General features: G+C 72.0%; 18 protein-coding genes. 6 read left to right on the top strand and 12 right to left on the bottom strand.

Translation table 11 applies throughout. From position 1 onward, the window contains the following. The first annotated feature begins 2 nt into the window (after window positions 1-2). Window positions 3-374: a hypothetical protein gene (locus AB0H12_RS15135; protein WP_498773498.1), complete on the top strand. Its 372-nt coding sequence runs from the start codon at window positions 3-5 to the stop codon at window positions 372-374. 82 nt (window positions 375-456) lie between these two features. Here AB0H12_RS15135 and AB0H12_RS15130 read toward each other — a convergent pair whose 3' ends face one another. After that, window positions 457-1,704, bottom strand: a complete 1,248-nt coding sequence (locus AB0H12_RS15130; protein ID WP_499623481.1) for a hypothetical protein — start codon at window positions 1,702-1,704, stop codon at window positions 457-459. Window positions 1,705-1,916: 212 nt separating this feature from the next. Between AB0H12_RS15130 and AB0H12_RS15125 the strand changes: the two genes are divergently transcribed. Both AB0H12_RS15125 and AB0H12_RS15120 read left to right on the top strand, forming a co-directional pair. Beyond that, entirely contained in the window at window positions 1,917-3,377 is a 1,461-nt protein-coding gene (locus tag AB0H12_RS15125) for a S8 family peptidase (RefSeq protein WP_499623480.1), read from the top strand. A gap of 347 nt (window positions 3,378-3,724) precedes the next feature. Next, entirely contained in the window at window positions 3,725-4,228 is a 504-nt protein-coding gene (locus AB0H12_RS15120; protein WP_123743506.1) for a DUF3145 domain-containing protein, read from the top strand. 130 nt (window positions 4,229-4,358) lie between these two features. Here AB0H12_RS15120 and AB0H12_RS15115 read toward each other — a convergent pair whose 3' ends face one another. The 4 genes from AB0H12_RS15115 to lanKC form a co-directional block, all read right to left on the bottom strand. Beyond that, window positions 4,359-6,056: an ABC transporter ATP-binding protein gene (locus tag AB0H12_RS15115; protein ID WP_499623479.1), complete on the bottom strand. Its 1,698-nt coding sequence runs from the start codon at window positions 6,054-6,056 to the stop codon at window positions 4,359-4,361. After that, the gene (locus AB0H12_RS15110) at window positions 6,056-7,648 is read right to left on the bottom strand and encodes an ABC transporter ATP-binding protein (protein ID WP_499623478.1); all 1,593 of its coding nucleotides are present in this window, start codon (window positions 7,646-7,648) and stop codon (window positions 6,056-6,058) included. Before AB0H12_RS15110 ends, AB0H12_RS15115 begins: the two co-directional genes overlap by 1 nt. A 146-nt stretch (window positions 7,649-7,794) precedes the next feature. Further along, the gene (locus tag AB0H12_RS15105) at window positions 7,795-7,959 is read right to left on the bottom strand and encodes a SapB/AmfS family lanthipeptide (RefSeq protein ID WP_123743503.1); all 165 of its coding nucleotides are present in this window, start codon (window positions 7,957-7,959) and stop codon (window positions 7,795-7,797) included. A gap of 41 nt (window positions 7,960-8,000) precedes the next feature. Beyond that, a complete protein-coding gene (lanKC, locus tag AB0H12_RS15100; protein WP_499623477.1) occupies window positions 8,001-10,535 on the bottom strand; it encodes a class III lanthionine synthetase LanKC in 2,535 nt (844 codons plus the stop codon). 497 nt (window positions 10,536-11,032) lie between these two features. Here lanKC and AB0H12_RS15095 point away from each other — a divergent pair, with 497 nt between their 5' ends. After that, window positions 11,033-11,611 (top strand): hypothetical protein, encoded by a 579-nt coding sequence (locus tag AB0H12_RS15095; RefSeq protein WP_499623476.1) that lies wholly within the window; start codon window positions 11,033-11,035, stop codon window positions 11,609-11,611. 142 nt (window positions 11,612-11,753) lie between these two features. On the opposite strand, the gene AB0H12_RS15090 is transcribed toward AB0H12_RS15095, so the two are convergent. The 6 genes from AB0H12_RS15090 to AB0H12_RS15065 form a co-directional block, all read right to left on the bottom strand. Beyond that, window positions 11,754-13,181: an acyl-CoA carboxylase subunit beta gene (locus AB0H12_RS15090; RefSeq protein WP_499623475.1), complete on the bottom strand. Its 1,428-nt coding sequence runs from the start codon at window positions 13,179-13,181 to the stop codon at window positions 11,754-11,756. Between the two features lie 23 nt (window positions 13,182-13,204). After that, window positions 13,205-14,440: a beta-ketoacyl-[acyl-carrier-protein] synthase family protein gene (locus AB0H12_RS15085; RefSeq protein ID WP_499623474.1), complete on the bottom strand. Its 1,236-nt coding sequence runs from the start codon at window positions 14,438-14,440 to the stop codon at window positions 13,205-13,207. Next, window positions 14,437-14,676: an acyl carrier protein gene (locus tag AB0H12_RS15080; RefSeq protein WP_053720023.1), complete on the bottom strand. Its 240-nt coding sequence runs from the start codon at window positions 14,674-14,676 to the stop codon at window positions 14,437-14,439. Before AB0H12_RS15080 ends, AB0H12_RS15085 begins: the two co-directional genes overlap by 4 nt. A gap of 61 nt (window positions 14,677-14,737) precedes the next feature. After that, window positions 14,738-15,700 (bottom strand): beta-ketoacyl-ACP synthase III, encoded by a 963-nt coding sequence (locus AB0H12_RS15075; protein WP_499623545.1) that lies wholly within the window; start codon window positions 15,698-15,700, stop codon window positions 14,738-14,740. Window positions 15,701-15,711: 11 nt separating this feature from the next. Further along, the gene (locus AB0H12_RS15070) at window positions 15,712-16,662 is read right to left on the bottom strand and encodes an ACP S-malonyltransferase (protein WP_499623473.1); all 951 of its coding nucleotides are present in this window, start codon (window positions 16,660-16,662) and stop codon (window positions 15,712-15,714) included. 172 nt (window positions 16,663-16,834) lie between these two features. Continuing rightward, window positions 16,835-18,010 (bottom strand): PucR family transcriptional regulator, encoded by a 1,176-nt coding sequence (locus AB0H12_RS15065; RefSeq protein WP_499623472.1) that lies wholly within the window; start codon window positions 18,008-18,010, stop codon window positions 16,835-16,837. 115 nt (window positions 18,011-18,125) lie between these two features. On the opposite strand from AB0H12_RS15065, the gene AB0H12_RS15060 reads away from it, so the two are divergent. Next, window positions 18,126-19,637, top strand: coding sequence for an alpha/beta hydrolase (locus AB0H12_RS15060; RefSeq protein ID WP_499623471.1), 1,512 nt, complete (start codon window positions 18,126-18,128; stop codon window positions 19,635-19,637). A 225-nt stretch (window positions 19,638-19,862) separates the two neighbouring features. Then, the gene (locus tag AB0H12_RS15055; RefSeq protein WP_499623470.1) at window positions 19,863-20,681 is read left to right on the top strand and encodes a mechanosensitive ion channel family protein; all 819 of its coding nucleotides are present in this window, start codon (window positions 19,863-19,865) and stop codon (window positions 20,679-20,681) included. 213 nt (window positions 20,682-20,894) lie between these two features. On the opposite strand, the gene AB0H12_RS15050 is transcribed toward AB0H12_RS15055, so the two are convergent. After that, a complete protein-coding gene (locus AB0H12_RS15050; protein WP_499623469.1) occupies window positions 20,895-22,157 on the bottom strand; it encodes a phytase in 1,263 nt (420 codons plus the stop codon). Between the last annotated feature and the right edge of the window lie 2 nt (window positions 22,158-22,159).

The raw sequence follows: 22,159 nt of genomic DNA, 5'->3' as shown, positions 1-22,159 counted from the left end.
TCGTGACCAGGGGAACTGTGGCTCTCGCGATCGGCGCGGTGCTGTGGTGCGCCTTCGTCATCGCGTCCACGTTCCTGCCCGGCGGCCCTTCGTGGCCGCCGGTCGCGGTGCACCTGCCGGGATTCCTGATCGTGCCGGTCGTGCTGCACACGTTGTTCCGCGCGCGGTCCAACGCGTTGCTGTGCCTGGCCCACGTGCCGAAACCGGTGCTGTTCACCGGATTCGCGATCGCGGTGGGCGGGTGGCTGTTCTCGTTCGGCGCGATCGCCGGCAAACCGGGCACGGAGACGTTGTGCGCGGTGGCCGGTCTGGTGATCGTGCTGCACGTGGCGTTCGGGTTGATCGGTGTCGGCATGGTGCGCACGGGACGCTGAGCGGGCGTCGTCGAGGGTCGGGCGCTGGTCTTGTGCCGGTGCGCTCGCCCCTCGGGCCGGTCCGCTGCCGGGCTTCCTGCGCTCACCCCTGCGAGGCGGGCAGTCGCAGGGCTTGATCGGCGATCTCGGCCAGCTTCGGGTCGGCCGGGTCCTGCTCGCCCTCCGTCCACACCACCTGCGTGATGCGCAGCTGCGCGCCCTTCGCCGACACGCGGATCGCCGACCGGTCGAACGTCGCCGGACCGCCCGGCCAGCCCTTGCCCTCCTTGACGAGGGTGGTGACGCCGCCCGAGCCCGCCGTCGACGCGACCGCGTGCAGCTCGCCCGCCCGGGTGGCGTCGGGCAGGCTCAGCTCGGCGATCGCGACGCCGACCTTGCGGCCGTCCACTGTGGTCTCGTACTGGGCACGCCGGAGCTGCATGCACAGGTGCCCGGTCAGCCACCCCCGGACGTCGCCGAACGCGTGCGAGGCGCAGTCGTCGGTCCGGTCCGCGCCGCGCGGTGAGAAGTTCCGGCCGTCCACCACGACCGTGGTCGGCTGCGGCGTCGGCGTGGTGGTCGTCGAGCTGTCCGCCGTGTCGCCCGACGACAGCGAGACGATCAAGGCGATGACCAGCAGCACGGCGAGGGCCGCGCCGGCCGCGTAGGGCAGCAGCTTGCGGCCTGCCGGTGCGGGCGTGACCTTCGGCAGCAGCATCGTGCTGGCGGACGCCAGGTCGGCCGCGGCGTCGGAGAAGCCCTCGGCGATCAGGTGCTGGCGGGTGGGCGGCGCGCCGGTCGGCGCGAGGACGGCGACCAGCTTGGCGGCGTGCTCGGCCGAGCACGGCCGGTCGCTGGTGGCCAGCTCGCGTGCGGCGGCGAGCAGCGTGGTCGGCTTCGGGTGCAGGACGCGCACGCCGCGGTTCAGGTCGACGGTCGACTGCACGACCTGGCCGACGTACGGACCGACGGCCACCACGGTGGTGACCGGCAGCGGCTCGCCGCGCATGTCCTGGATGCGGCGGGCGACGGCGGTGGTGGCCGCGAGCGCTTCGGCGGCCGGGCTCGTCGCGCCGTCCGGACGGGTCAGCGGCCAGCCGTCGATCTTCCACTGCCCGTTGAGCGGCGCCTCCAGCCGCATGGCCGGGTCCGGCAGGTCCACGCCGACGACCACCAGCACGCCGCGCGGCAGCACGATCACCGCGTCCAGGTCGCGCGGGCTGTCCGGCGGCCGGACCCCGAGCAGCGCGACACCGCCGAGCACGGCGTCGCCGTTGCCCCAGGTGCTCAACGCGGCGCGCACGTCGGCGCCCACCGCGGAGGGTTCGGTCCCGAGTCGGATCAGCCGCACTGGATCACCACGAGATCGCGCCGCTCGGCGGTGCACGCGTCGGCGTTCCACCCGGTCTGACGTTCGGCGTTCCACACGGTCGGACACGGTAGCGCCGCAGGGTGACGGCCGGTCGCGCGCATCGCTGGAGATGACGTTGCGTGACGACCATCACCTGAACGGGCGTGACTCGTTAGTGGGGTGCTTAACCCTGCATTGGAGGTTTGTCCGTGATGCGCAAAGCCGCCCTGCTCGCGGCGGGCACGCTGGCACTGTCGATGGCGGTCGTTCCGTCCGCCTCGGCCGGTCTGCTCGCCCCCGTGTCGACGTCGCTCGCCGGCCGACTGTCCAGTGGTGAACTGTCCGGTGGTCAGGCCGGGACGGTGTTCGTCCACGGCGCCGACCTCGCTGCCGCCGAGAGGGCGGTGCGTGAGGCCGGGCTCAGCCGGATCACCGCCTTCGACCGGATCGGCGTGGTCGCGGCGCGCGGCACCGCCGCGCAGATCACGGCCGTGCGGTCGGCGGTCGGCGTGACGTACGTCGAGGCGAACCGGCCGATCGAGTTCACCGGGTCGACCTCGCACACGGCGACGCGCGGGGTGGCGGCGCGGCAGACCCTGACCGGTGCGAACGGGCTGGCGTTGGACGGCAGCGGCGTCACGGTCGCGGTGATCGACTCGGGCGTGGACCCGACGCACCCGGCGTTCCGGCAGGCCGACGGTCAGACCAAGATCGTGCGCAACTTGAAGAGCGTGTGCCTGGACGAGGCGAGCGCGGGGACCGGGTGCGTCCTGGACGTGCCGACGTCGGTCGACACGGACCTGTTGTCGGTCGGCGGGCACGGCACGCACGTCACGGGGATCGCGGTCGGCGGTGACACGACGTTGAGCGACGGCACGGTGGTGCCCGGCGCGGCGCCGGGTGCGAAGGCCGTGGTGATCTCGACCGGGGCGGTGCTGTTCATCATCGGGGCCGACGCGGCGTTGAACTGGGTGCTGGAGAACCACCGGGCGCCGTGCGGCGCGGGTGTCCCGGCGTCGGTGTGCCCGCCGATCAAGGCGGTCAACAACTCGTACGGGCCGTCCGGTGGCGGCGCGTTCGACCCGAACTCGACGACGGTCAAGCTGCAGCGGGCGTTGGCGGCCGAGGGCGTCGTGACGGTGTGGGCGAACGGCAACGACGGTGGCGACGGGAGCGCGAACCTGTCCAACCCGGCCGGTCAGGACCCGACGCCCGGTGTGCTGTCGGTGGCGTCGTACAACGACCTGGGCACGGGGACGCGTGACGGCGCGGTGTCGGAGTACTCGTCGCGCGGGCTGGCGGCGGACTCGTCGACGTGGCCGGACATCTCGGCGCCCGGTGAGGGCATCACGTCGGCGTGCCGGCCGTACCTGGTGATCTGCGCGACCGGGTTGCAGCCGCAGAACGGGCCGGGCCTGCTGGATGTCGGCACGTTCAACACGATCAGCGGCACGTCGATGGCCGCGCCGCACATCACCGGCATCGTGGCGCAGCTGTTCCAGGCCAGGCCGGGTGCGACGGCCGGGCAGGTCGAGGCGGCGTTGAAGTCGACGGCGCACAAGTACGGGTCGGGGGCCGGGTACCGGGCCGTCGGGCCGCACACGACCAGCTACGACAAGGGAACGGGATTGGTCGACGTGGTGGCCGCGGTGCGCGCGTTGGGGGCGGTGTGATCGCGGGGCGGTGTGACCCGGGGTGTGGGTTGGCGCGCGGGTCTGATCGCGGGTCGGTACCGCTGCGGCCGGCTTCCGGTCGGCATCGTGCGGCCGGTTCGGAAGATCACGTGAACGTGGCCGGTTGATCCCGGAAAGTGACCTCGCGGCTCGGTCCCGGGCCGCGAGGTCGCCGATTCAGGGTCGAAAGCCCTGTATCTGACCCGCCTGGGTGAGGAACGCGATGGTTCTTATGGCGGACTGCTGCCGCAGCGGGCAGAATGACCAAGTCGGGAATTCGCAAGATCGTCCGCATCCTCGAGAGGTCGTAGGGGAAGACGTCCCTCGTCGAGTAGCGGAGGTCAGCTGTGAGCACCCGTGGCAGCAGCAGTGGCGTGGTCTACGTCCACTCGTCGCCGTCTGCGGTCTGTCCGCACGTCGAGTGGGCGATCTCGGGCACCCTCGGTGAGCGAGCGGACCTCAAGTGGGCGGCGCAACCCGCGGCGCCTGGTCAGTTGCGCGCCGAATGCAACTGGACCGGCGACGCCGGCACCGGTGCCCGACTCGTGTCCGCGCTCAGGGCGTGGCCGATGCTCAGGTTCGAGGTGACGGAAGACCCGAGTCCAGGTGTGGACGGCGTGAGGTACTGCTTCGCGCCCGTGCTGGGGTTGTGGCACGCGCGCACGAGCGCCAATGGCGACATAGTTGTTTCGGAGGACCAACTTCGAGCACTGGCTGCGCGTAGTAGAGGCGGTGAGTCGTTCGCGCACGGGGTGGATGAGATCTTGGGCGCGGCTTGGGATGACGCCTTGGAACCGTTCCGGCGGGCGGGTGATGGTGCGCCGGTGACTTGGTTGCACCGGGTGGGGTGAGTTTCGCTCGGTTCGGCTCGATGTGACGTGGGTTCGGGTGCTCCAAGCAGGCCGAAGCCATGTCACATCGGGCCTCTGCGGTGGTGTGGCGGGTCCGTTGTGGGCGGTTGGGGTCACTGGCGGGCGTTCGTCAGGGTGAGATCGGGGTTGGTTGCCAGGCGGCCATCAGGTCCCGGTAGAGGGGCGAGGTGGTCAGCAGGTCGTGGTGGCTGCCCAAGAGGGGCGGGCCGCCGTCCATCAGGAGGACCAGGTTCGCGCGCAGTGCCGACGAGAGTCGGTGGGCGATCACGATCAGGGTGCCGCCTCGGGCCGCGAAGGCCTGTTCCACCAAGGCCTCGGCCGCAGGGTCGAGGGCTGAGGCCGCCTCGTCGAGGATCACCACGTTCGCCGGTGACGCGTAGACCCTCGCGGCGGCCAGGAGTTGGGCTTCGCCGCCAGACAGGCCTCCGCCGGCGTGGCCCACCGTGCCCGACAGGCCGCCCAACCGCGTCACCAGTTGTGACGCGCCGACGGCCTCCACCGCCCGCAGCAGCGCCGCGTCGGACGCCGACGGTGTGAACAAGGCCAGGTTCTCGCGCACCGTGCCGGTGAACAGGTACGTCTCCTGCGGGACGAGGGCGATCCGTGCTTGCCGCACCTCCGGCGCCACGGAGCGCACCGGCACGCCGCCGAACCGCACGACGCCGGCCTGCGGCTCGACCATGCCCGTCACGAGGCCGGCCAGGGTCGACTTCCCGATCCCGCTCGGGCCGACGACGGCGAGGTGGGCGCCCTCCGGCAGGACCAGGTCGAGGGAGCGCACGACCGGTTCGGCGGTGGGGCTCCAGCCGAACGTCACGCCGCGCAGCTCCAACTCGGACCCGTCGGGCACCGCGTCACCTGACGGCACGTCGACCACCGGCGTTGCTTCCGCCAACCGGCGCAACGCCACCACGAGCCGCAGCACGATGGTGCTCGTCGTGTCCGCCAACCGCCGAAGCGCGGGCTGCACGCTGGTGCTCAGGTACACCACGGCACCCAGGACCTCGCCGACCGACAACGTGCCTGCCCGCACCATCCCCGGCGCCACGAGCAGCAGCAGCACGAGTGGCGCGAAGCCGCCCAGCGCGATCACCACACCGCGCAACGCCGTGGCGTACGCCATCCGCACGGTCGCCGACGCTTGCCGGTCCACCTGCTCCATCACGTCGTGCAGGGCCTGTTCCGAACCACCGACGGCCACCACGTCCCGCATGCCGAGGAACACCGTGCCGGCCACCGCCGCCGACTGCTCGTCGGCCAGCACCAGCCGCCGCTGGCCACGTGCCAGCGACGGCAGCAGCAGACCGAACAGCACGAGCGCCGCCACCACCGGCAGGATCACCAGCCACGCCAACGACGACACCGTCACCGCCAACCCGACCAGCGCCGCCGCCGTGGTCACGAGCAGCGCACGCGCCTGCACCAGCACACCGGCGGTGGCGTCGCGCACCACCTCGACGTGCCGGGTGATCCGGGCGACCGCGCTCGCGTCCGGCTGACGGGTCTGCGAACCACCGTGCAGCACACCGCGCACGACCTGGCGCACCAGCGCGTCCCGCAACGGCTCGACCACCGCACCGAGCCGCATGAACACCTGCCGCAGCCCGAACCCGCCGAGCACGGCGACCGCGGCGAACAGCAGCAGCCACCCGACGCCGACCCAGGGCCGGCCGGCCGCGAAACCCCGGTCCACCGCCAACCCGACCAACCGGCCGGACAGCAGCGCGGGCACTCCTTCCAACACCGACCAGCCGAGCAGCACGACGATGCCGCGCCGCTGGTCGCGCAAGGCCCGCAGGTACGTCATCAGCCGAACACCGCCCGGTACTCGTCGTCATCCCACAGCTCGGAGTGCGGCCCCACCGCGCGCACCCGGCCCTCGTCCAGCCACACCACGACGTCCGCCCTCCGCGCGGTGGCCGCGCGGTGCGTCACCACGACCCGCGTCCGCCCGGGCAGCGCCGACTCGACCGCGCGTTCCACAGTGGACTCCGTCACCATGTCCAGGCTCGCCGTGGCGTCGTCCAGCACCAGCACCGCCGGGTCGCGCACGAACGCGCGCGCCAGGCCGAGCCGCTGCGCCTCACCACCGGACATCGGCGCCGCCGACATCGGGGTGTCGTAGCCCTCGGGCAGCCGCACCACCACGTCGTGCACCTGCGCGGCACGGCAGGCGGCCTCCACCTCGTCCTGATCGCGGGACGTGCCGTAGCGGACCGTGTCGCCGACCGTCGTGCCGATGAGGGAGGGGCGCTCGAACGCGTAGCCGACGGACCCGCCGCGCCGCACCTGTCCGGTGGACGGCTGGGTCAGCCCGCCGATCACCGACGCGAGCGCCGACTTGCCCGACCCGGACCGGCCGACCACGGCCACGAACGTCCCGGGGGGCACGGTCAGGTCGACGTCGTGCAGGGCGCCGGACACGTTCACACCGGTCAGCACCAGCTCGCCGGCCGCCGCGCCGCCCGGCGGGTTCTCGGCGGGCACGGGTGTCGACAGCACTTCGTCCAGCCGTTGCGCGGACGCCCGTGCGCGCTGGAAGGCGGTCAACAGGGTGGCCTGGCCGACCACTGTCATCCCGAGCGCCACGTACCCGAGGGCGGCCAGCACGTCACCGACGCTCAACCGGCCCGCGACCACGCCGAACCCGGCGGCGGTCAGCACGGCCAGCTCCACGGCGGGCAGCAGCAGCCCGGCCCGCCAGATCATCCGCGCCTGGGTGCGCCACATGCCGACGCCGGCGGCCGTCAGGCGGGGGAGCGGGCGCAGGACGCGTTCGGCCTCTTGGTCGGCGCGGCCGGAGGCGGCGATCGTGCGCAGGCCGCCGACGGCGTCCACCAGTCGTGCGGACAGCTCGCCGGACACCTCTTGGTACGTGGCGACGTCGGCGGCGGTGAGCCGCAGGTGCGACCGCACCAGCAACGCCGCCAGCGGCACGCTCAGCAGGAACACGACCGCGAGCCGCCAGTCCAGCAACGCCAACGCGGTGATCGCACCGGCTGCGGTGAGCACCGAGATGCCCAGGTTCACCGCCAGCACCGAGACACCGCCCGCGATCGCGCTGTCACCGGTCAGCCGGCTCACCGCGTCACCCGGCTCGAACCGCGCCGGGTGGCCCAGGGCCACCAGGTGGGCGGTCAGCCGGCGCCGCAGCCACGTCGCGCCGCTCGCGGTGATCGCCGCCGCCAGCACCACACCGATCGCGTCACCGAGAACCTCCACGCCCGCGAGCCCCACCAGCCACAACACCGTGCCGCGGTCCAGCCGCCCGGCCAGCGCCATGTCCACCGCCGAGGCCAGCGCGGTGGGCAGGAGGAGTCCGGCGGTCGTGGCAGGCAGCGCGTTCAGTGCCAGCAGCAGCCAGCGGGGATCTCGCCGCACGACAGAAGAGAGCACCATGCTTTGGGACTCCTATGACGATTGCCGCGGTCGGGCGCATCATGTGTCGGGGGTCCGACGGCATGCCGTCGAACCCCCGATGACCGGGTGAGCGGCGCACTTCGACTGCGCCGCTCACCCGGGGTGCAGCTGAGCTGCGAGTCGAACTAGCAGATCACGAGGCTCACGGTGGAGTGGGCGCCGCAGCCCAGCAGGGACAGGCCCGAGGCGGACGTGCTGCCGCCGCCACCGCTGCTGCTGCCGCCCGACGCCATCGCGTTGGAAGCGGCCTCGGGGGTCTCCATGTCCTGCAGGTCGAGGATGAAGTCCATGGTGGTAACTCCTTATTCGGGGGAATTGGAACGGGGTACTGCTACCGACCCGCGAGGGTCGGGGCTGTGAGGAACGGCAGCACCGGGGTGCCGTTCGCGAGGGTGCCGAGCGCCAAGAGGACGCCCGCCCCACCGGTGTTCAGGTCCATCGACAACCGGCGCAGCTGGATGCCGGGGAACGCCAGCCCGCCCTGGTAGGGGACGGCGTGCCAGGCGAGCGAGCTCAGGTGCCGGTCGATCGCGCGCCGGGGTCCACCGGTGTGCACGAGGGTGGCCAGCAGACCGGCCCGGCCCAGCATCAGCGCGGGCTGGATGACGAACTCGCCGGTCGTGGCGCCGAGCAGCTCCGGCAGCTTGTCCAGCACCGGCAGGTCCGGTTCGACCAGGCGGAACTCGTTGAGCACCAGTGCGATGCCCGCGCTGCCGGTGCCGACGTAGGGCAGGGTGCGGGCGGTGCCGTCCCGGACCTGCGTCGAGCCGTCCAGCGCGATCATCGTCTCGGCCAGGTCGCGCTCCAGCGCCTTGACGCCCACGTCCAGCCAGCGCCGGTCGCCGGTGCGCTCGAACAGGCGCAGGAACAGCAGCGCGGGACCGGACCAGCCGTGCTCCAGGCCCGCGCGGGCCTTGTCGCCGGGCGGCTCGACGTTCGCCAGCTCGGCGTCCAGGCGCTCGCCCAGCTCCACCGCCTGCTCGGCGTAGGTCTCGTCGTCGCGCGTGCCGGCGAAGTGCAGCAGGTTGAGCGCGATGCCCGCGAGGCCGGAGCCGAGGCCGTGGTCCTCGGTGTCGGGCACCATCGTGGCGTAGGAGCGGACCAACTCGCCCGCGAGGTCGTGGTGGCCGAAGTTCTCCAGCACGTACGCGATGCCGTGGGCGCCGCTGAAGAAGCCGGGCTCCTTCGGCGGGTCGCGGCGCACGGCCTCCAGCAGCCACCGCTCGTGGTCGGGGAACCGGCCCTGCCCCGCGACGTCCAGCGCGTGCAGCACGCCCGCCGCACCGTAACCGAAGGTCGCGCCGCCGGTCTCGAACTGCTCCACGTCACCGGGGAACAGCCGGTCATCGCGCTGCGGGGTGGCGCTGGCCAGGATTGCCGCCGCGACCATCTTGAGCACCACCGGCAGCTCCGGCTCCGGCGCGTCCAGCACGGTCGTGGGCGACTCGGTCGGCGGGTCGACGCGGCGCTCCAAGCCGGCGAGGATCTTCGCGCAGTACTCGTCGGACAGGCCGAACCGGCGCTGGATGAAGTCGACGTGGGACTGCAGCTTCACCGGCGCGAGGTCGAGAATGGTGATGAGCGGCAGGAACAGGTACAGGCGCAGCGCGGCGAGGGCGTGCTCGTCGATCTCGAAGCCGCTGCGGTCCGGCGGCGCCTGGAAGCCCGGCGAGCCGAGCGTGGGCTTGTTGTCCTCCTCGACGCGGAACGCCAGCTCGAAGTCGATCAGCGAGATCGAGTCGTCGTCGTCCACCAGGATGTTGAGCGGGTGGAGGTCGCAGAACACCAGGCCGCGGGCGTGCACGTCGCCGATGATCCGCTCGACGTCGGCGATGAGCTTCAGCGCGCGCTCGGTGTAGGCGGTGACCGCCTCGTCGGAGATCTCGTGGTGGGTGAGCGGGTAGTGCTGGCCGAGCCACTGGCCGAGCGGGCGGCCGGGCACTTGGGACATGGCCATGAACTCGTGCTCCCACGCGCTGAAGCGCTCGAACACCTCGGGCACGCCCGGGACGCCCGCGACCACCTTGAGCATCTCGTGCTCGCGGTGCAACCGGGCCACCGCGTCGACGTTCAGCCGGTCCAGGCCCGAGTGCGGTCTGGCCTCCTTGAGCACCAACCGCCGGTCGTCGGACTTGCGGATCGCCTCGTACACGCCGCCGCCGTTGGAGAAGTGCAGCGAGCGGAGCACCCGGTAGGGGAACTCGTCCGCGCTGCCCGCCCGGCGCACGGCCAGGTGCTCCTCCAGGCACGCCGGGATCTTCACCCACTCCGGCGTCCAGAAGGTCGGCTTGCGCTGGTCGGGCACGAGCGCGCCGTCCGGGCCCTCGATGGCCAGCACGCGCTTGCCGTCCTTCTCCAGCCACTGCTCGACGAATCCGCCGTAGCGGACGAACAACGGGCCGGCGCCGTAGCGGAGGTCGCTCAGGATGTAGGCGCCCGACTGACCCTTGAGGATTTCGGACAACTCGAGGAGCGTCGACTCCAGCTCGGATTCGTCGGCCGGGTAGATGGTGATGAGCTTGCCGCTGCCCTCACGGGGCGCGTACTTCGAGTTGCGGGCCAGCACGATGGACCGGGTGCGCAGGTACTTGAACGGGATCCGGCGCGCGACCAGGTACTCGTAGGACTTCAGCAGCACCTCGCCCGCGTTCAGCACGGTCGCCGAAACATGGATCTTCCAGCCCTGCTTCGGCAGGGGCACGCCCTGCGGGTAGGTGTGCCGCCAGATGTTGCGATCGCCCTGCGACCAGCCTTCCGGCAACGGGGGGAGCACCTTCGAGAAATCATCTTCGGAGGTTTCCGCGTGGTTTTGCACGTCGTAGAACAGACGGTCCGCGAAGCAGTAGGCCTCATAGCGGAGATCCACGGTTTCGCCTCCTCGCGATGTGTGCGACCGAGTTATTCCCGCACGGCAACGGTGGAGAAGCCAATCCACCATTTCGGGGGGTGTTGACGTCCATTCGTGCGAGTGAGCGTGCCTCAGATCAGCACTGCTGGTGGGCATAGGCAAACCAAGGTCACCCGATCGCGATGTTTAGCTGCCCGACCGTGTGGAGATCAGCTACCGGAGGAGTCTAAACGAAACGCGATCGTTCTTCGCGTTCGGCCGCGCTCACCTGCGGTTTCAGGATCTTCCCGCTGAATTGCGGGTTCGGTCACGGACGGTACCGAAAGGGCTGGCGAGGTGGCTGCTCCCGCTATTTGGGACCGGGTGCGGTCCGATATTGCGGAAAAGGATGTCCGGTGCCCTTGATGGCCATTGTGGGTAGTCGGATCCACCTGCCTAAACCGCATTGCGCGGGTCAGTCGCTAGGCCGTACGGGTGATTATCGGTCCGTATGGGCGCTGTGGCACGCTCCAAGGGTGTCCGCACGCCTGTTGCTGCCCGCCGTGCTCGTGATCGCCGCCACGACCGCGGGCGTCGGCGTGCTGGCGCGCGAGGCGTACCAGCGGCCCGCGGTGACCCAGGGCGGCCAGGTGGCGGCGCCCGGTTCGGGGCCGTCGAGTTCGGTGCCCCGCAGCGCGCAGCCGGGCAGCGGTTCGGTGCAGCTGAGCGTCGACGCGGCGCAGCACCCGGACGGCCAACGCGTGCGCGAGGTGCTCCAGCAGTTCTTCGACGCGATCAACGCCCACGACTACGAGCAGTGGGCCAAGACCGTGACCGCGCACCGGGTCGGCCAGACGCCGAGGTCGCGGTGGCTGTCGGACTACGAGAGCTCGCGGGACGGGTCGATCCTGGTGCACCGGATCGAGTCGGTCTCGCCGACCAGGCTGCGGGTGCTGATGACGTTCACCAGCACCCAGGACGTCGTGAAGGCGCCGGCCGAACTCCAGGCCGACTGCATCCACTGGCGCGTGGTCTACCCGTTGCAGGCGGAACGGGGCACGCTCCGCGTCGACCTCGGCACCGAGGGCTCGACCTCCCAGTTCACCGCCTGCTGACCCCGCGAGTCCTACCTCCGGAACCCGTGAGTCCTACGTTCGCGTCGCGAGAGTCCTACGTTCAGGACCCCTGAGTTCAACGCTCGGAACACGGCAGTGGGGTCGCCCCCCGACTGTGGCGACCCCACCGAACGCCGGCCCCCTACAACGGGATGTTGCCGTGCGCGCCCCGGCCCGCCGGCGCCGCCGCGAGGGCCTGCGCCAGCTTGCGCCGCGTCCTGGTCGGCTCGACGACCTCGTCCACCACGCCGATCGCGATCGCACGGTCCACGCCGCCCGCGATCCGCTCGTGCTCCTCGACGAGCCGCGCGTGCAACGCCTCGCGCTCATCGTCCGGCACGGCGGCCAGCTTCTTGCGGTGCAGGATGCCGACCGCGGCCTTGGCCCCCATCACGGCCACCTCGGCGATCGGCCACGCGAACACCGCCGTGGCGCCGAGCGAACGCGAGTTCATCGCGATGTACGCGCCGCCGTACGACTTGCGCGTCACCAACGTCACCCGCGGCACGACCGCCTCACCGAACGCGTGCAGCAGCTTCGCCCCGCGCCGCACCACGCCGTCCCACTCCTGGCCGACGCCCGGCAAGTACCCCGGCACGTCCACCAGCACCAGCAGCGGCACGCCGAACGCGTCGCACATCCGCACGAACCGCGCCGCCTTCTCCGCCGACAGCGAGTCGAGGCACCCGCCCTTGCGGATCGGGTTGTTCGCGATCACGCCGACCGTGCGCCCGCCGAGCCGGCCGAGGCCGACCACGACGTTCGGCGCCCACTTGGCCTGCAACTCCTCGAACGAGTCGTCGTCCAGGATCGCCCGCACCAGCGGCTTGACGTCGTAGGCCCGCTGCGGCTGCTCCGGCAGCAACGCCCGCAGGTCGTCGCCGTCGGGCACCGAGTGCAGGTCGAACACGCCGGGCTGGGCGAACAGCCCGGTGATCCGGCGCGCCCGCTCGTAGGCGTCCGGCTCGTCGTCCGCGATCACGTGCACGACACCGGACTTGCGCCCGTGCGCCTCCGCGCCGCCGAGACCGTCCATGTCGATCTGCTCGCCGGTCACCGAGCGGACCACGTCCGGCCCGGTCACGAAGACCTTGCCGGCCGGAGCCATGATCACCACGTCGGTCAGCGCCGGGCCGTACGCGCCACCGCCCGCCGCCGGACCGACCACCACGGAGATCTGCGGCACCCGGCCGGACGCCCGGATCATCGCGGCGAACATCTGGCCCATGCCGTCCAACGACTCCACGCCCTCCGGCAGCCGCGCGCCGCCGGAGTGCCAGACGCCGATCACCGGTGTGCGCTCGCGCACCGCGACGTCGATCGCCTCGACGATGTGCCGGCACCCCTCGGAACCGAGCGCGCCACCCATCCGCGTGGCGTCGCTGCAGTACGCGACCACCTTCGCGCCGTTGATCCGGCCGCGCACGGCGAACATGCCGCTGCCGTCACGGGGCCGCAGCGGCGCGACGGACCCGGGGTCGAGCAGTTGCGCGAGCCGGACCTCCGGATCGCGCGGATCGGTGTCGCCGTCCGCGACCGGGGTCACCGGCCTGGACGCAAGGGCAGTCATCGCGGAGCTCCTCGTGGGACGGGTCAGGCCTGGGTGAAGACGAGCGACACGTTGTGCCCGCCGAACCCGAACGAGTTGTTCACCGCGGCGGTCAGCTCGATCTTGCGCGGCTCGCCGGTCACGACCTCCAGCTGCACCCTCGGGTCCTGGTCGTCGAGGTTCAGCGTCGGCGGCACGATGCCGTCGCGGACCGACAGCAGCGTGGTGATCGCCTCCACCGCGCCCGAGGCGCCGAGCAGGTGGCCGTGGTTGCCCTTGGGCGCGGTCAGCACCGGGTGGTCGCCGATCGCGCGGCGCACGGCCTGCGGCTCGATCACGTCGCCCACCGGGGTGGACGTCGCGTGGCAGTTGACGTGGCCGACGTCGGCCGGCTCGACGCCCGCGGAGCGGAGCGCCTTCGTGATGGCCCGGGACTGACCGATGCCCTCCGGGTCGGCCGCCGTGATGTGGTAGCCGTCGGAGGTGGTGCCGATGCCCGCGAGCTTGCCGTAGATCCGCGCGCCGCGGGCGCGGGCGAAGTCCTCGCGCTCCAGCACCATGATCCCGGCGCCCTCGCCGAGCACGAACCCGTCCCGGTTGACGTCGAACGGGCGCGACGCGCGTTCCGGGTCGTCGTTGCGGGTGCTCATGGTCCGGGCCTGGATGAAGCCCGCCATGGTGATGGTGGTGATGCACGCTTCCGCGCCGCCTGCCACGACCACGTCCGCCTCGCCGGTCTTCAGCATCCGCCACGCCCAGGCCAGCGCCTCGGCGCCGGACGCGCAGGCCGACACCGGCGCGTGCACGCCCGCGCGTGCCTTCAGGTCCAGGCCGACGTGCGCGGCCGGGCCGTTGGGCATGAGCATCGGCACGGTCAGCGGCGAGACCTTGCGCAGGCCGGACGCCTCGATCAGGTCGTCCTGGTCCAGCAGCGTCATCGCGCCGCCGATGCCGGTGCCGATCACGACACCCAGCCGCTCCAGGTCGACCTCGTCCTCGCCGAGCCCCGAGTCCGCCCACGCCTGGCGGGCGGCGACCACCGCGACCTGCTCGCAGCGGTCGAGCCGGCGCGCCTCGACGCGCGGCAGCACCTCGGTCGGCTCGACCGCGAGCTGCGCGGCGATCCGCACGGGCAGCTCGAACCGCTCCGCGAAGCCCCCGATCAGCGGCTTCACACCGCTGCGGCCGGCCAGGAGCGCATCCCAGGTGGTGGCGACGTCGCCACCGAGCGGGGTGGTGGCACCCAGCCCGGTGACGACGACATCGTTGCTACTGGTCATGCGTTGCTGGCGATGTAGTTGACCGCATCGCCCACGGTCTTGAGGTTGGCCAGCTCGTCGTCCGGGATCTTCACGCCGAACTTGTCCTCGGCCTGCACGGCGATCTCCACCATGGACAGCGAGTCGATGTCCAGGTCGTCCACAAAGGACTTGTCAGCCGTCACGTCGGCCGCCTCGACACCGGCGACCTCCTCGACGATCTCGGCGAGCCCCTTCTGGATGTCCTCGTTGCTCACTGAAAATCCCTTCCTTCTTGCATCGCCGGCTGGTTGGTCCCACCGGAGTCTCGGATTGCGGTCACGGCAGCCGGACGACCTGTCCCGCGTAGGACAGGCCGGCTCCGAAGCCGACGAGCAGCGCCACGTCACCGCTGCGCACCTCTCCCGCCGCGCGCATGTGGTCCAGCGCGAGGGGGATCGAAGCCGACGAGGTGTTGCCGGAGTCCACGATGTCACGCGCGATCACGAGGTCTTCACGCGCACCCTTGGCGTGCAACCGCTTCGCGATGGCCTCGATGATGCGCAGGTTCGCCTGGTGCGGCACGAAGACGTCCACATCGGACACCTGCAGGCCGGCCAGCTCGATCGCCTTGAGGGCGATCGGCGCGATCTGCGTGGTCGCCCAGCGGAAGACCGACTGGCCCTCCTGGAAGATGAACGACGCCCGGTCCTTGATGTGGATCATGTCGACGAGGTCGCCGGCGCTGCCCCACGACACCGGGCCGATGGCCGGCTCGTCGGACGGTCCCACGACCGCCGCGCCCGCGCCGTCGGCGAAGATGATCGCGGTGGACCGGTCGTCGGGGTCGACCCAGTCGGTCAGCTTCTCCGCGCCGATGACCAGCACGTGCTTCGCCGTGCCCGCCCGCACCAGGTCCGATGCGGTGCCCAGGGCGTAGCAGAAGCCCGCGCACGCGGCGTTCATGTCGAACGCGGGCGCGCCCGCGATCCCGATCCGGTCGGCGACCTGCGCCGCGGCGTTGGGGATCTGGGACGGCATGGTGCAGGTGGCCACGATGACCGCGCCGATGTCGGACGGCGTCAACCCGGCGTCGGCCACGGCCTTGACGCCCGCCTCGACCGCCATGTCGACCAGCAGCTCGTCCGGCTTGGCCACGCGGCGGTTGGCGATGCCGACCCGGTCGCGGATCCACTCGTCGGACGTGTCCATCCGCAGGCTCAGGTCGTGGTTGCTGACGATCGTCTCGGGCTGGTAGCTGCCGAGGCCGAGGATGCGGGTGCCGACCTGGGCGGTCGGCATCGAGAAGGTGGTCACTCGGCCACCTCCGACGGTGTCGCCGTGATCATCTCGACGACCTGGTCGAGCTGGTCGGGGGTCTTGAGGCCCAAGGTGGGTGTGCCCTTCAGTTCGCGCTTGGCCAGGCCGGTCAGCGCGCCCGCGGGCGGCAGTTCGACCACCGCGGTCACGCCGTGCCCGGCCAGGGTTGCCTGGCAGGCGTCCCACCGCACGGGGCGGGTCACCTGGGAGATCAGTCGGCTCAGCACCTCGTCGCCGGCGGACACCACGGCGCCGTCGGCGTTGGACAGCAGGGGCAGCGCGGCGTCCTTCACCACGATCCCGGCGGCGCGGGCGCGCAACGCCTCCTCGGCGGGCGCCATGAACCGGGTGTGGAACGCGCCCGCGACCTTCAGCGTGCGGATCTTCGCCCGGCCGGGCGGCTGCTCGACGAGCGCGGCCAGCGCGTCCAACGGGCCCGCGGCCACGATCTGGCCCGCGCCGTTGCGGTTCGCGCCGACCAGGCCGAGCTCGTCGAGCCGGGCCAGCACCTCGTCCTCCTCGCCGCCGAGCACCGCGGCCATGCCGGTCGGCGTCAACGCGCAGGCGGCGGCCATCTCGGCGCCGCGCACGGCGGCGAGCGCCACGGCGTCGTCGGTGCTCAGCACGCCCGCGATGGCGGCGGCGGCCAACTCGCCCACCGAGTGGCCGCCGACGATGGTGTCGGCGGGCAGTTCGACCCGGCGGCGCAGCTCCTCGTAGGCCAGCAGGGCGAGCGCGACCACCAGCGGCTGGGTGACGGCGGTGTCCTTGATCTCGTCCGCGTCCGCCGTGGTGCCCAGCCGGGCCAGGTCGAGACCGGTCACCTCGGACCACGCGGCAACGCGCTCGGCGGCCCCCTCGACCTCGAGCCAGGGGGTGAGCATGCCGGGTGTCTGGGACCCCTGTCCGGGGGCGAGGAGCGCGATCACCCGCTCACTGAACACGCTCGGGGTGCTTTCCGGTGATGTCGCCACTGACGAAACCAGCGGCCGTGGGTTGTAGGGTCTCTACAAATGTGACTCGTAGATGAACGTAGAACGACGTCGCGTGTTGTCGATCCCGGCTCAAACGAGGATGCGTCGTCCGTCACACTCGGACGGGGGTCGTCCTCCCGGGTCACCAGAGGCCGCGGGCACGGGCCAGCCGTCCCACGGCGAGCGCGACCCGCAGCACCAGGGCGTCACGGGGGTCGTTCGCGTTGCGCCCGGTCAACTCGGTGGCCCGCTTGAGCCGGTAGCGCACCGTGTTCGGGTGCACGAACAGCTTCCGCGCGCACGCCTCCAGCACGCCGCCCACCTCGAGGAACGCGTCCACCGTCTCCAGCAGCGAGCCGCTCGCCTCCTCCAGCGGCCTGGCCACCCGGTCGACCAGCTGCCACTCGGCCTCCGGATCGCCCGCCAGCGCCCGCTCCGGCAGCAGGTCGAGCGACCGCACCGGCCGCGGCGCGGCGGGCCACCCCACGACCGCCCGCAGCCCGGACAACGCGTCGCTCGCGCTCCGGTGAGCGTCGGCCAGGCTCGTCACGGTCGGGCCGGCCACCACCGGGCCCGGGCCGAACGCGTCGGAGATCCGCACCAGCGACTCGCTCCGGTCCGTCTCGCCGCCGAGCACCACGACCAGCCGCGAGCCCTGCACGCTCAGCAGCACCGGCCGCCCCACGCGGGCCGCCCGGCTGCGCACCTCGAACACCACCGCCGGCGGGTCGTCCGACGGTGGGTTGCCCACCAGCACGGTCGCCTCGGCCGCCGGTTCCCAGCCGAGCGCGGTGGCCCGCGACAGCAGCGACTCCTCCGCGTCGCCACGCACGATGCCGTCCACGACCAGCGCCTCCAGCCGGGCGTCCCACGCGCCGCGCGCCTCGGCCGCCGCCGCGTACGACGTGGCCGCGGAGAACGCGATCTCCCGCCCGTACCGCAGCACGCCTTCGGTGAGTAACGCCCGTTCGGCCTCGTTCTCGGCCAGCCTGGGCAACAGCTCCTCGAACAGCTCCAACGCGATCCGCACCAGCTCGACGGTCTGCCGCAGGCTCACCCACCGCGAGATGTCCTTGGGCGCGGAGCGGAACGCCTCGGCGGTCAGCCGGATCGCCTGCTGCGGGTCGTGCAGCCAGGACACGAACCCGGCGACCCCGTTCTGTATCAGCAGCAGCACGCCGGCCCGCTGGTCGGCGGGCATCCGCCGGAACCAGGGCAGGCGCTCCTCCATCTCGGCCACGCTCGCCGCGGCCAGGTCGCCCGACGCCCGTTGCAGCGTTCGCAAGGTGTCCCGCGACAACGCGGTTGAGCTGGTCATACCCCCACGATCGCACGGGCGCGCACAACGCCACCAACGAGTGACACGCCCTGACGCTCCGCGCCGATCCCCTTACCGTCGGTGGCGTTCTGACCGGCTCGCCAGGGAGGGTCTTGTGCGCAGGTACATGTCAGTCGGCTTGGTGGTCGCCGCCGCGCTGGCGACGGCGGTCGTGCCGTCGTTCGGAACCGGGCGCGGCGATCCGCTGGCCGAGTTCCACTCGCAGCAGCTCGCCTGGTCGCCGTGCAAGCAGTTGCTGGAGTGCGCCGAACTGGTGCTGCCGCTGGACTACACACGGCCGGACGCCGAACGGATATCGCTGGTCATCAGCCGAAAGAAGGCACTGGAGCCGGATCGGAGGCGCGGCGTCCTCGTGCTCAACCCGGGCGGTCCGGGCGGTTCGGGCCTCGGCATGCCGTCGTTCCTGGCCGGCAGCGAGCCGGCGAAGGTGTACGACCTGATCGGGTTCGACCCGCGCGGCGTCGGCGGGTCGACCGCGCTGAACTGCCGCACGGTCCCGGAACTGGCCACCATCGACACCCGACCGGCTGATTCCGAGTTCCCGAAGTGGGCCGCCGAGGCGCAGGCCGCCGAGGACGCCTGCCACCGCGCCGCCGGCGGCATCCGGCCGTTCGTCAACACCGCGAACACCGCGCGCGACCTCGACGTGGTGCGGGCCGTGCTGCGCGAGGAGAAGATCAACTACCTGGGCTACTCCTACGGCACCTACCTCGGCGCGGTGTACGGCACCCTGTTCCCGACGCGCCTGGACCGCAGCGTGCTCGACTCGGCCGTGCACCCGGAGTGGGTCTGGCGCGAGCAGTTCCGGGCGCAGGCGGTGGCGTACCGGCGCAACGTCGAGGCGTGGTCGGCCTGGGCCGCCGAGCACCACGACCGGTTCGCCCTCGGCGCGACCGCCGAAGAGGTGGTGGGCACCGTCGAGGCGGTCGCGACGGCCCTCGCGCAGGCCCCGGTCGGCGAGCAGGACCGCACCCGCTTCGACGCGGCCGTCGGCGTCGGCGCGCGGTACCGTCCACTGTGGTCCGAGCTCGCGGTGCTGGTGGCCGGGCTGAAGGCGGGCACGCCGTCCGAGTCCGGCGCGCTGATGGCGGGCGAGGCGCGTGAGGAGCTGGTCTCCGGCGTGTTCCACACGGTGACGTGCGAGGTCGACTGGCCGACCGACCTGGAGACGTACTACGAGGACATGAGGGTCTTCCGCGATCGCTACCCCTACGGCTTCGGCGTCCTGCGCGCGGCTCCGACGACGTGCGCGTTCCGCAGCTTCACGCCGCCGGAGCCCCCCGTGGCGCTCAAGCGGCACGGCTACCCCGTCGGCGTGATCGTGCAGGCGGAGGGCGACACCCAGACCCAGTACGAGAGCGGACCGGCCATGGCGGAACGGCTCGGGCACAACCTGGTCACCGTGCGGGACGAGGGCAAGCACGGCCTCTACGGCAGCGGCAACGCGTGCGTGAACCGGGCCGTCAACCGGTACCTCATCGACGGCGTGCTGCCGCCGAGCAGCTCCAACTGCCCCGGCGACCCGAGGCCGGACGTGAACCAGGCGACCTCGGCGGAGCACGTGCAGGCCTACCTGGCCGGCCGGGGCCTGTCCGCGCAGTTCTGAACCGCGATCGGCAACTGACGCGAAACAGCCCACGCGAAAACGCCCGGCGCGAGAATTCCCGCGCCGGGCGTTTCCCTCTCCCCGGTCCCCACCGGTGATTCCACTCTGGACTGCCGGCGCGAGAACCGCCACGTCAGTCACCCTTTCGTGCCACCACTTCAGGTTGCCGGGTGATGCGCGCTGAGAAACGATCTCGACCACAAGCGAAAGCGAAGGAGGGTCGTCGTGGGTACCCAGATCACCGAAGGACTCGGGCAGGCGTGGACGATGGTGGCCACGTTCGTGCCGAAACTCCTCGGCTTCCTGGTCGTGCTGCTCATCGGTTGGCTGATCGCCAAGGCGCTGGCGAAGGCGGTCGGGTTCCTGCTCAAGCGGGTCGGCTTCGACCGGCTCGTGGAGCGCTCCGGCCTCGGTGGCGCGATGTCGAAGTCCCCGATCGACGCCTCCAACCTGATCGTCAAGCTGGTCTACTACTTCGTGCTGCTGATCGCCCTGCAGCTCGCGTTCGGCGTGTTCGGCACCGGGAACGCGGTGAGCGCCCTGCTCAACGACGTCATCGCGTACCTGCCGCGCATCGTGGTGGCCATCGTCCTGGTGCTCGTCGCCGCCGCGGTCGGCAAGGCGCTGAAGGGCCTGGTGACCGGCGCGCTGGGTGGCCGCCCGTACGCGCGGATCCTGGGCAACATCACGTACGGCTTCATCGTCGCGCTCGGTGTCATCGCCGCGCTCAACCAGCTCGGCATCGCCGTCGCGGTCACCATGCCGGTCCTGATCACGGTGCTGGCCACGGTCGGCGGCGTCATCGTGATCGGCGTCGGCGGCGGCCTCATCCGCCCGATGCAGCAGCGCTGGGAGGGCTGGCTCAACCGCATCCAGGAGGAGTCGGCGCACATCACGCCCGCGCCGCGTCGCTCGGAGGACTCGGCGACGGCTCGCGCGCAGGAGCCCGTGACGGCCGCCGCCCGCCCGGTCAGGCAGGCCCAGGTGGACCCGCCGACCCCGCCCGCCGGCATGCAGGTGCCGCCGCGCCCCGAAGGGCTCTGACACCTCCGCGCCTAGCGACGCCGTCACCCGGACCGCCGCACAACGGACCCGCAGCGGACCCACCGACGCCCCATCCCCCGCACCGCGACGGACCCGACCTCCCCGCAGAGGCCCGATTTGACATGGCTTCGGCCGGCCTGGAGTGCCCGTGAGTGGCCCCATGTCAAATCGGGCCGTACCGGCGCCGAACCCAGCCGTACCGGCGCTCGCGGGTCAGTCCAACTCGTCCAGCACGTCCTCCCAGCTCACGTACGCGAACCCGGTCGTCGGCAAGTCACCCGCAGCCGGCGCGCGCTCGCCGTCGTGCACCACAAGCAGCCCTTCCGGGTAAGCCGGGCCGAGGTCGGCCGTCACCAGGTGCGCGCCGTCGGAGTGCTCGACCGAGTCGTTCCCCCGGCCCGCCCCGACCACGAACTCGCCGACGTACGAGTTGCGGCCGGTCCGCTCATAGGCCACGAACCGCGAGTCACCCTGGCTGGACGCGATCAGGTAGTCGTCGCCGACGGTCAGCCCCTCGGCGTCGGCGGTCAGGTGACGGCCACCGAACCCGGGGTCGGCACCGGACACCGAGCACTCCTCGGTCTCCGGGTCGTAGGTCTGCGGTACCCCGAACGAGCGAACCTTGTCGATCAGCGCGGGCCTGCCGAACCCGGTCGCCCGCAGCGGCACGCGCCAGATGCCGACGTCCTCCTGCGCCGCGTACAGCACGCCGTGCTCGGAGTCGACCACCATGCCCTCCAACTGGGGGCCTTCACCCGGCTCGCCGCACGGCGTCCAGGTCGTGCCGTCGGGCAGCGGGAACGACGACGGCAGGTCGAGCGTCGACACCACCGCCGTGCCGACCGAACCGCCCGGACCCGCCGTCACGCGCAGCAACGCGACCCTGGTCTCGCTGCGGCGGTTCGTCACGACCACCGGCGTGCGGCCGACGAACCCGGACGCCAACCCGTACGCGGTGTGCTGGTCGTCCACCTCCTCCTCCGACGAGGAGAACACCGGCCGCGCGCCCGGGTCGGTCACGTCCCGCACGACCGCGGCGCCCGCCGCCGCGCCGCGACCGTCGATCTCGTAGACCCGGATCCGGTCACGGCCGCGGTCGCTGACGAACGCCAGGTCACGGGAGCGCCCGCCGACCGGCGCCCCGCCCAGTGAGACCCCGCTGAGCACGTCGACGTTGTTGAACCGGCCGGGCTTGGCCCCCGGCGTCGGCGGCAGCGGCGCCGGGTAGGTGCCCAGGGTCCGACCGGCCAGGTCGAACGCGGCCAAGCCGCCCTCCTTCAACGTGCCCAGCACGACGCTCTGCCGCGCCGAGCGCGGGTGCACCCAGATCGCCGGGTCGTCGGCGTCGGCGTGGGCCGGGAGCCCGGACGCGTCGTCGACGAACGCGCGGGTCTGCGCGACCGGCACGACCACGTCCGGCCCGGGTGAGGAGGCGATGAGCAGCGGCACCACCGCGGCCATGAGCAGGATTCGCATTC

It is taken from the genome of Actinosynnema sp. NPDC023794, assembly GCF_040639675.1.
In the GTDB taxonomy this organism is placed as follows: Bacteria; Actinomycetota; Actinomycetes; order Mycobacteriales; family Pseudonocardiaceae; genus Actinosynnema; species Actinosynnema luteola.
Note: the sequence above shows the minus strand (reverse complement) of the source record. Positions and strands in the feature narration are given on the sequence as shown.

Excerpts from the sequence above, each read along its gene's own strand:
- AB0H12_RS15125 (WP_499623480.1), top strand. The coding sequence starts at position 1,917 with ATGCGCAAAGCCGCCCTGCTCGCGGCGGGCACGCTGGCACTGTCGATG.
- AB0H12_RS15115 (WP_499623479.1), bottom strand. The coding sequence starts at position 6,056 with ATGACGTACCTGCGGGCCTTGCGCGACCAGCGGCGCGGCATCGTCGTG.
- AB0H12_RS15110 (WP_499623478.1), bottom strand. The coding sequence starts at position 7,648 with ATGGTGCTCTCTTCTGTCGTGCGGCGAGATCCCCGCTGGCTGCTGCTG.
- AB0H12_RS15105 (WP_123743503.1), bottom strand. The coding sequence starts at position 7,959 with ATGGACTTCATCCTCGACCTGCAGGACATGGAGACCCCCGAGGCCGCT.
- AB0H12_RS15090 (WP_499623475.1), bottom strand. The coding sequence starts at position 13,181 with ATGACTGCCCTTGCGTCCAGGCCGGTGACCCCGGTCGCGGACGGCGAC.
- AB0H12_RS15085 (WP_499623474.1), bottom strand. The coding sequence starts at position 14,440 with ATGACCAGTAGCAACGATGTCGTCGTCACCGGGCTGGGTGCCACCACC.
- AB0H12_RS15075 (WP_499623545.1), bottom strand. The coding sequence starts at position 15,700 with ATGCCGACCGCCCAGGTCGGCACCCGCATCCTCGGCCTCGGCAGCTAC.
- AB0H12_RS15065 (WP_499623472.1), bottom strand. The coding sequence starts at position 18,010 with ATGACCAGCTCAACCGCGTTGTCGCGGGACACCTTGCGAACGCTGCAA.
- AB0H12_RS15050 (WP_499623469.1), bottom strand. The coding sequence starts at position 22,157 with ATGCGAATCCTGCTCATGGCCGCGGTGGTGCCGCTGCTCATCGCCTCC.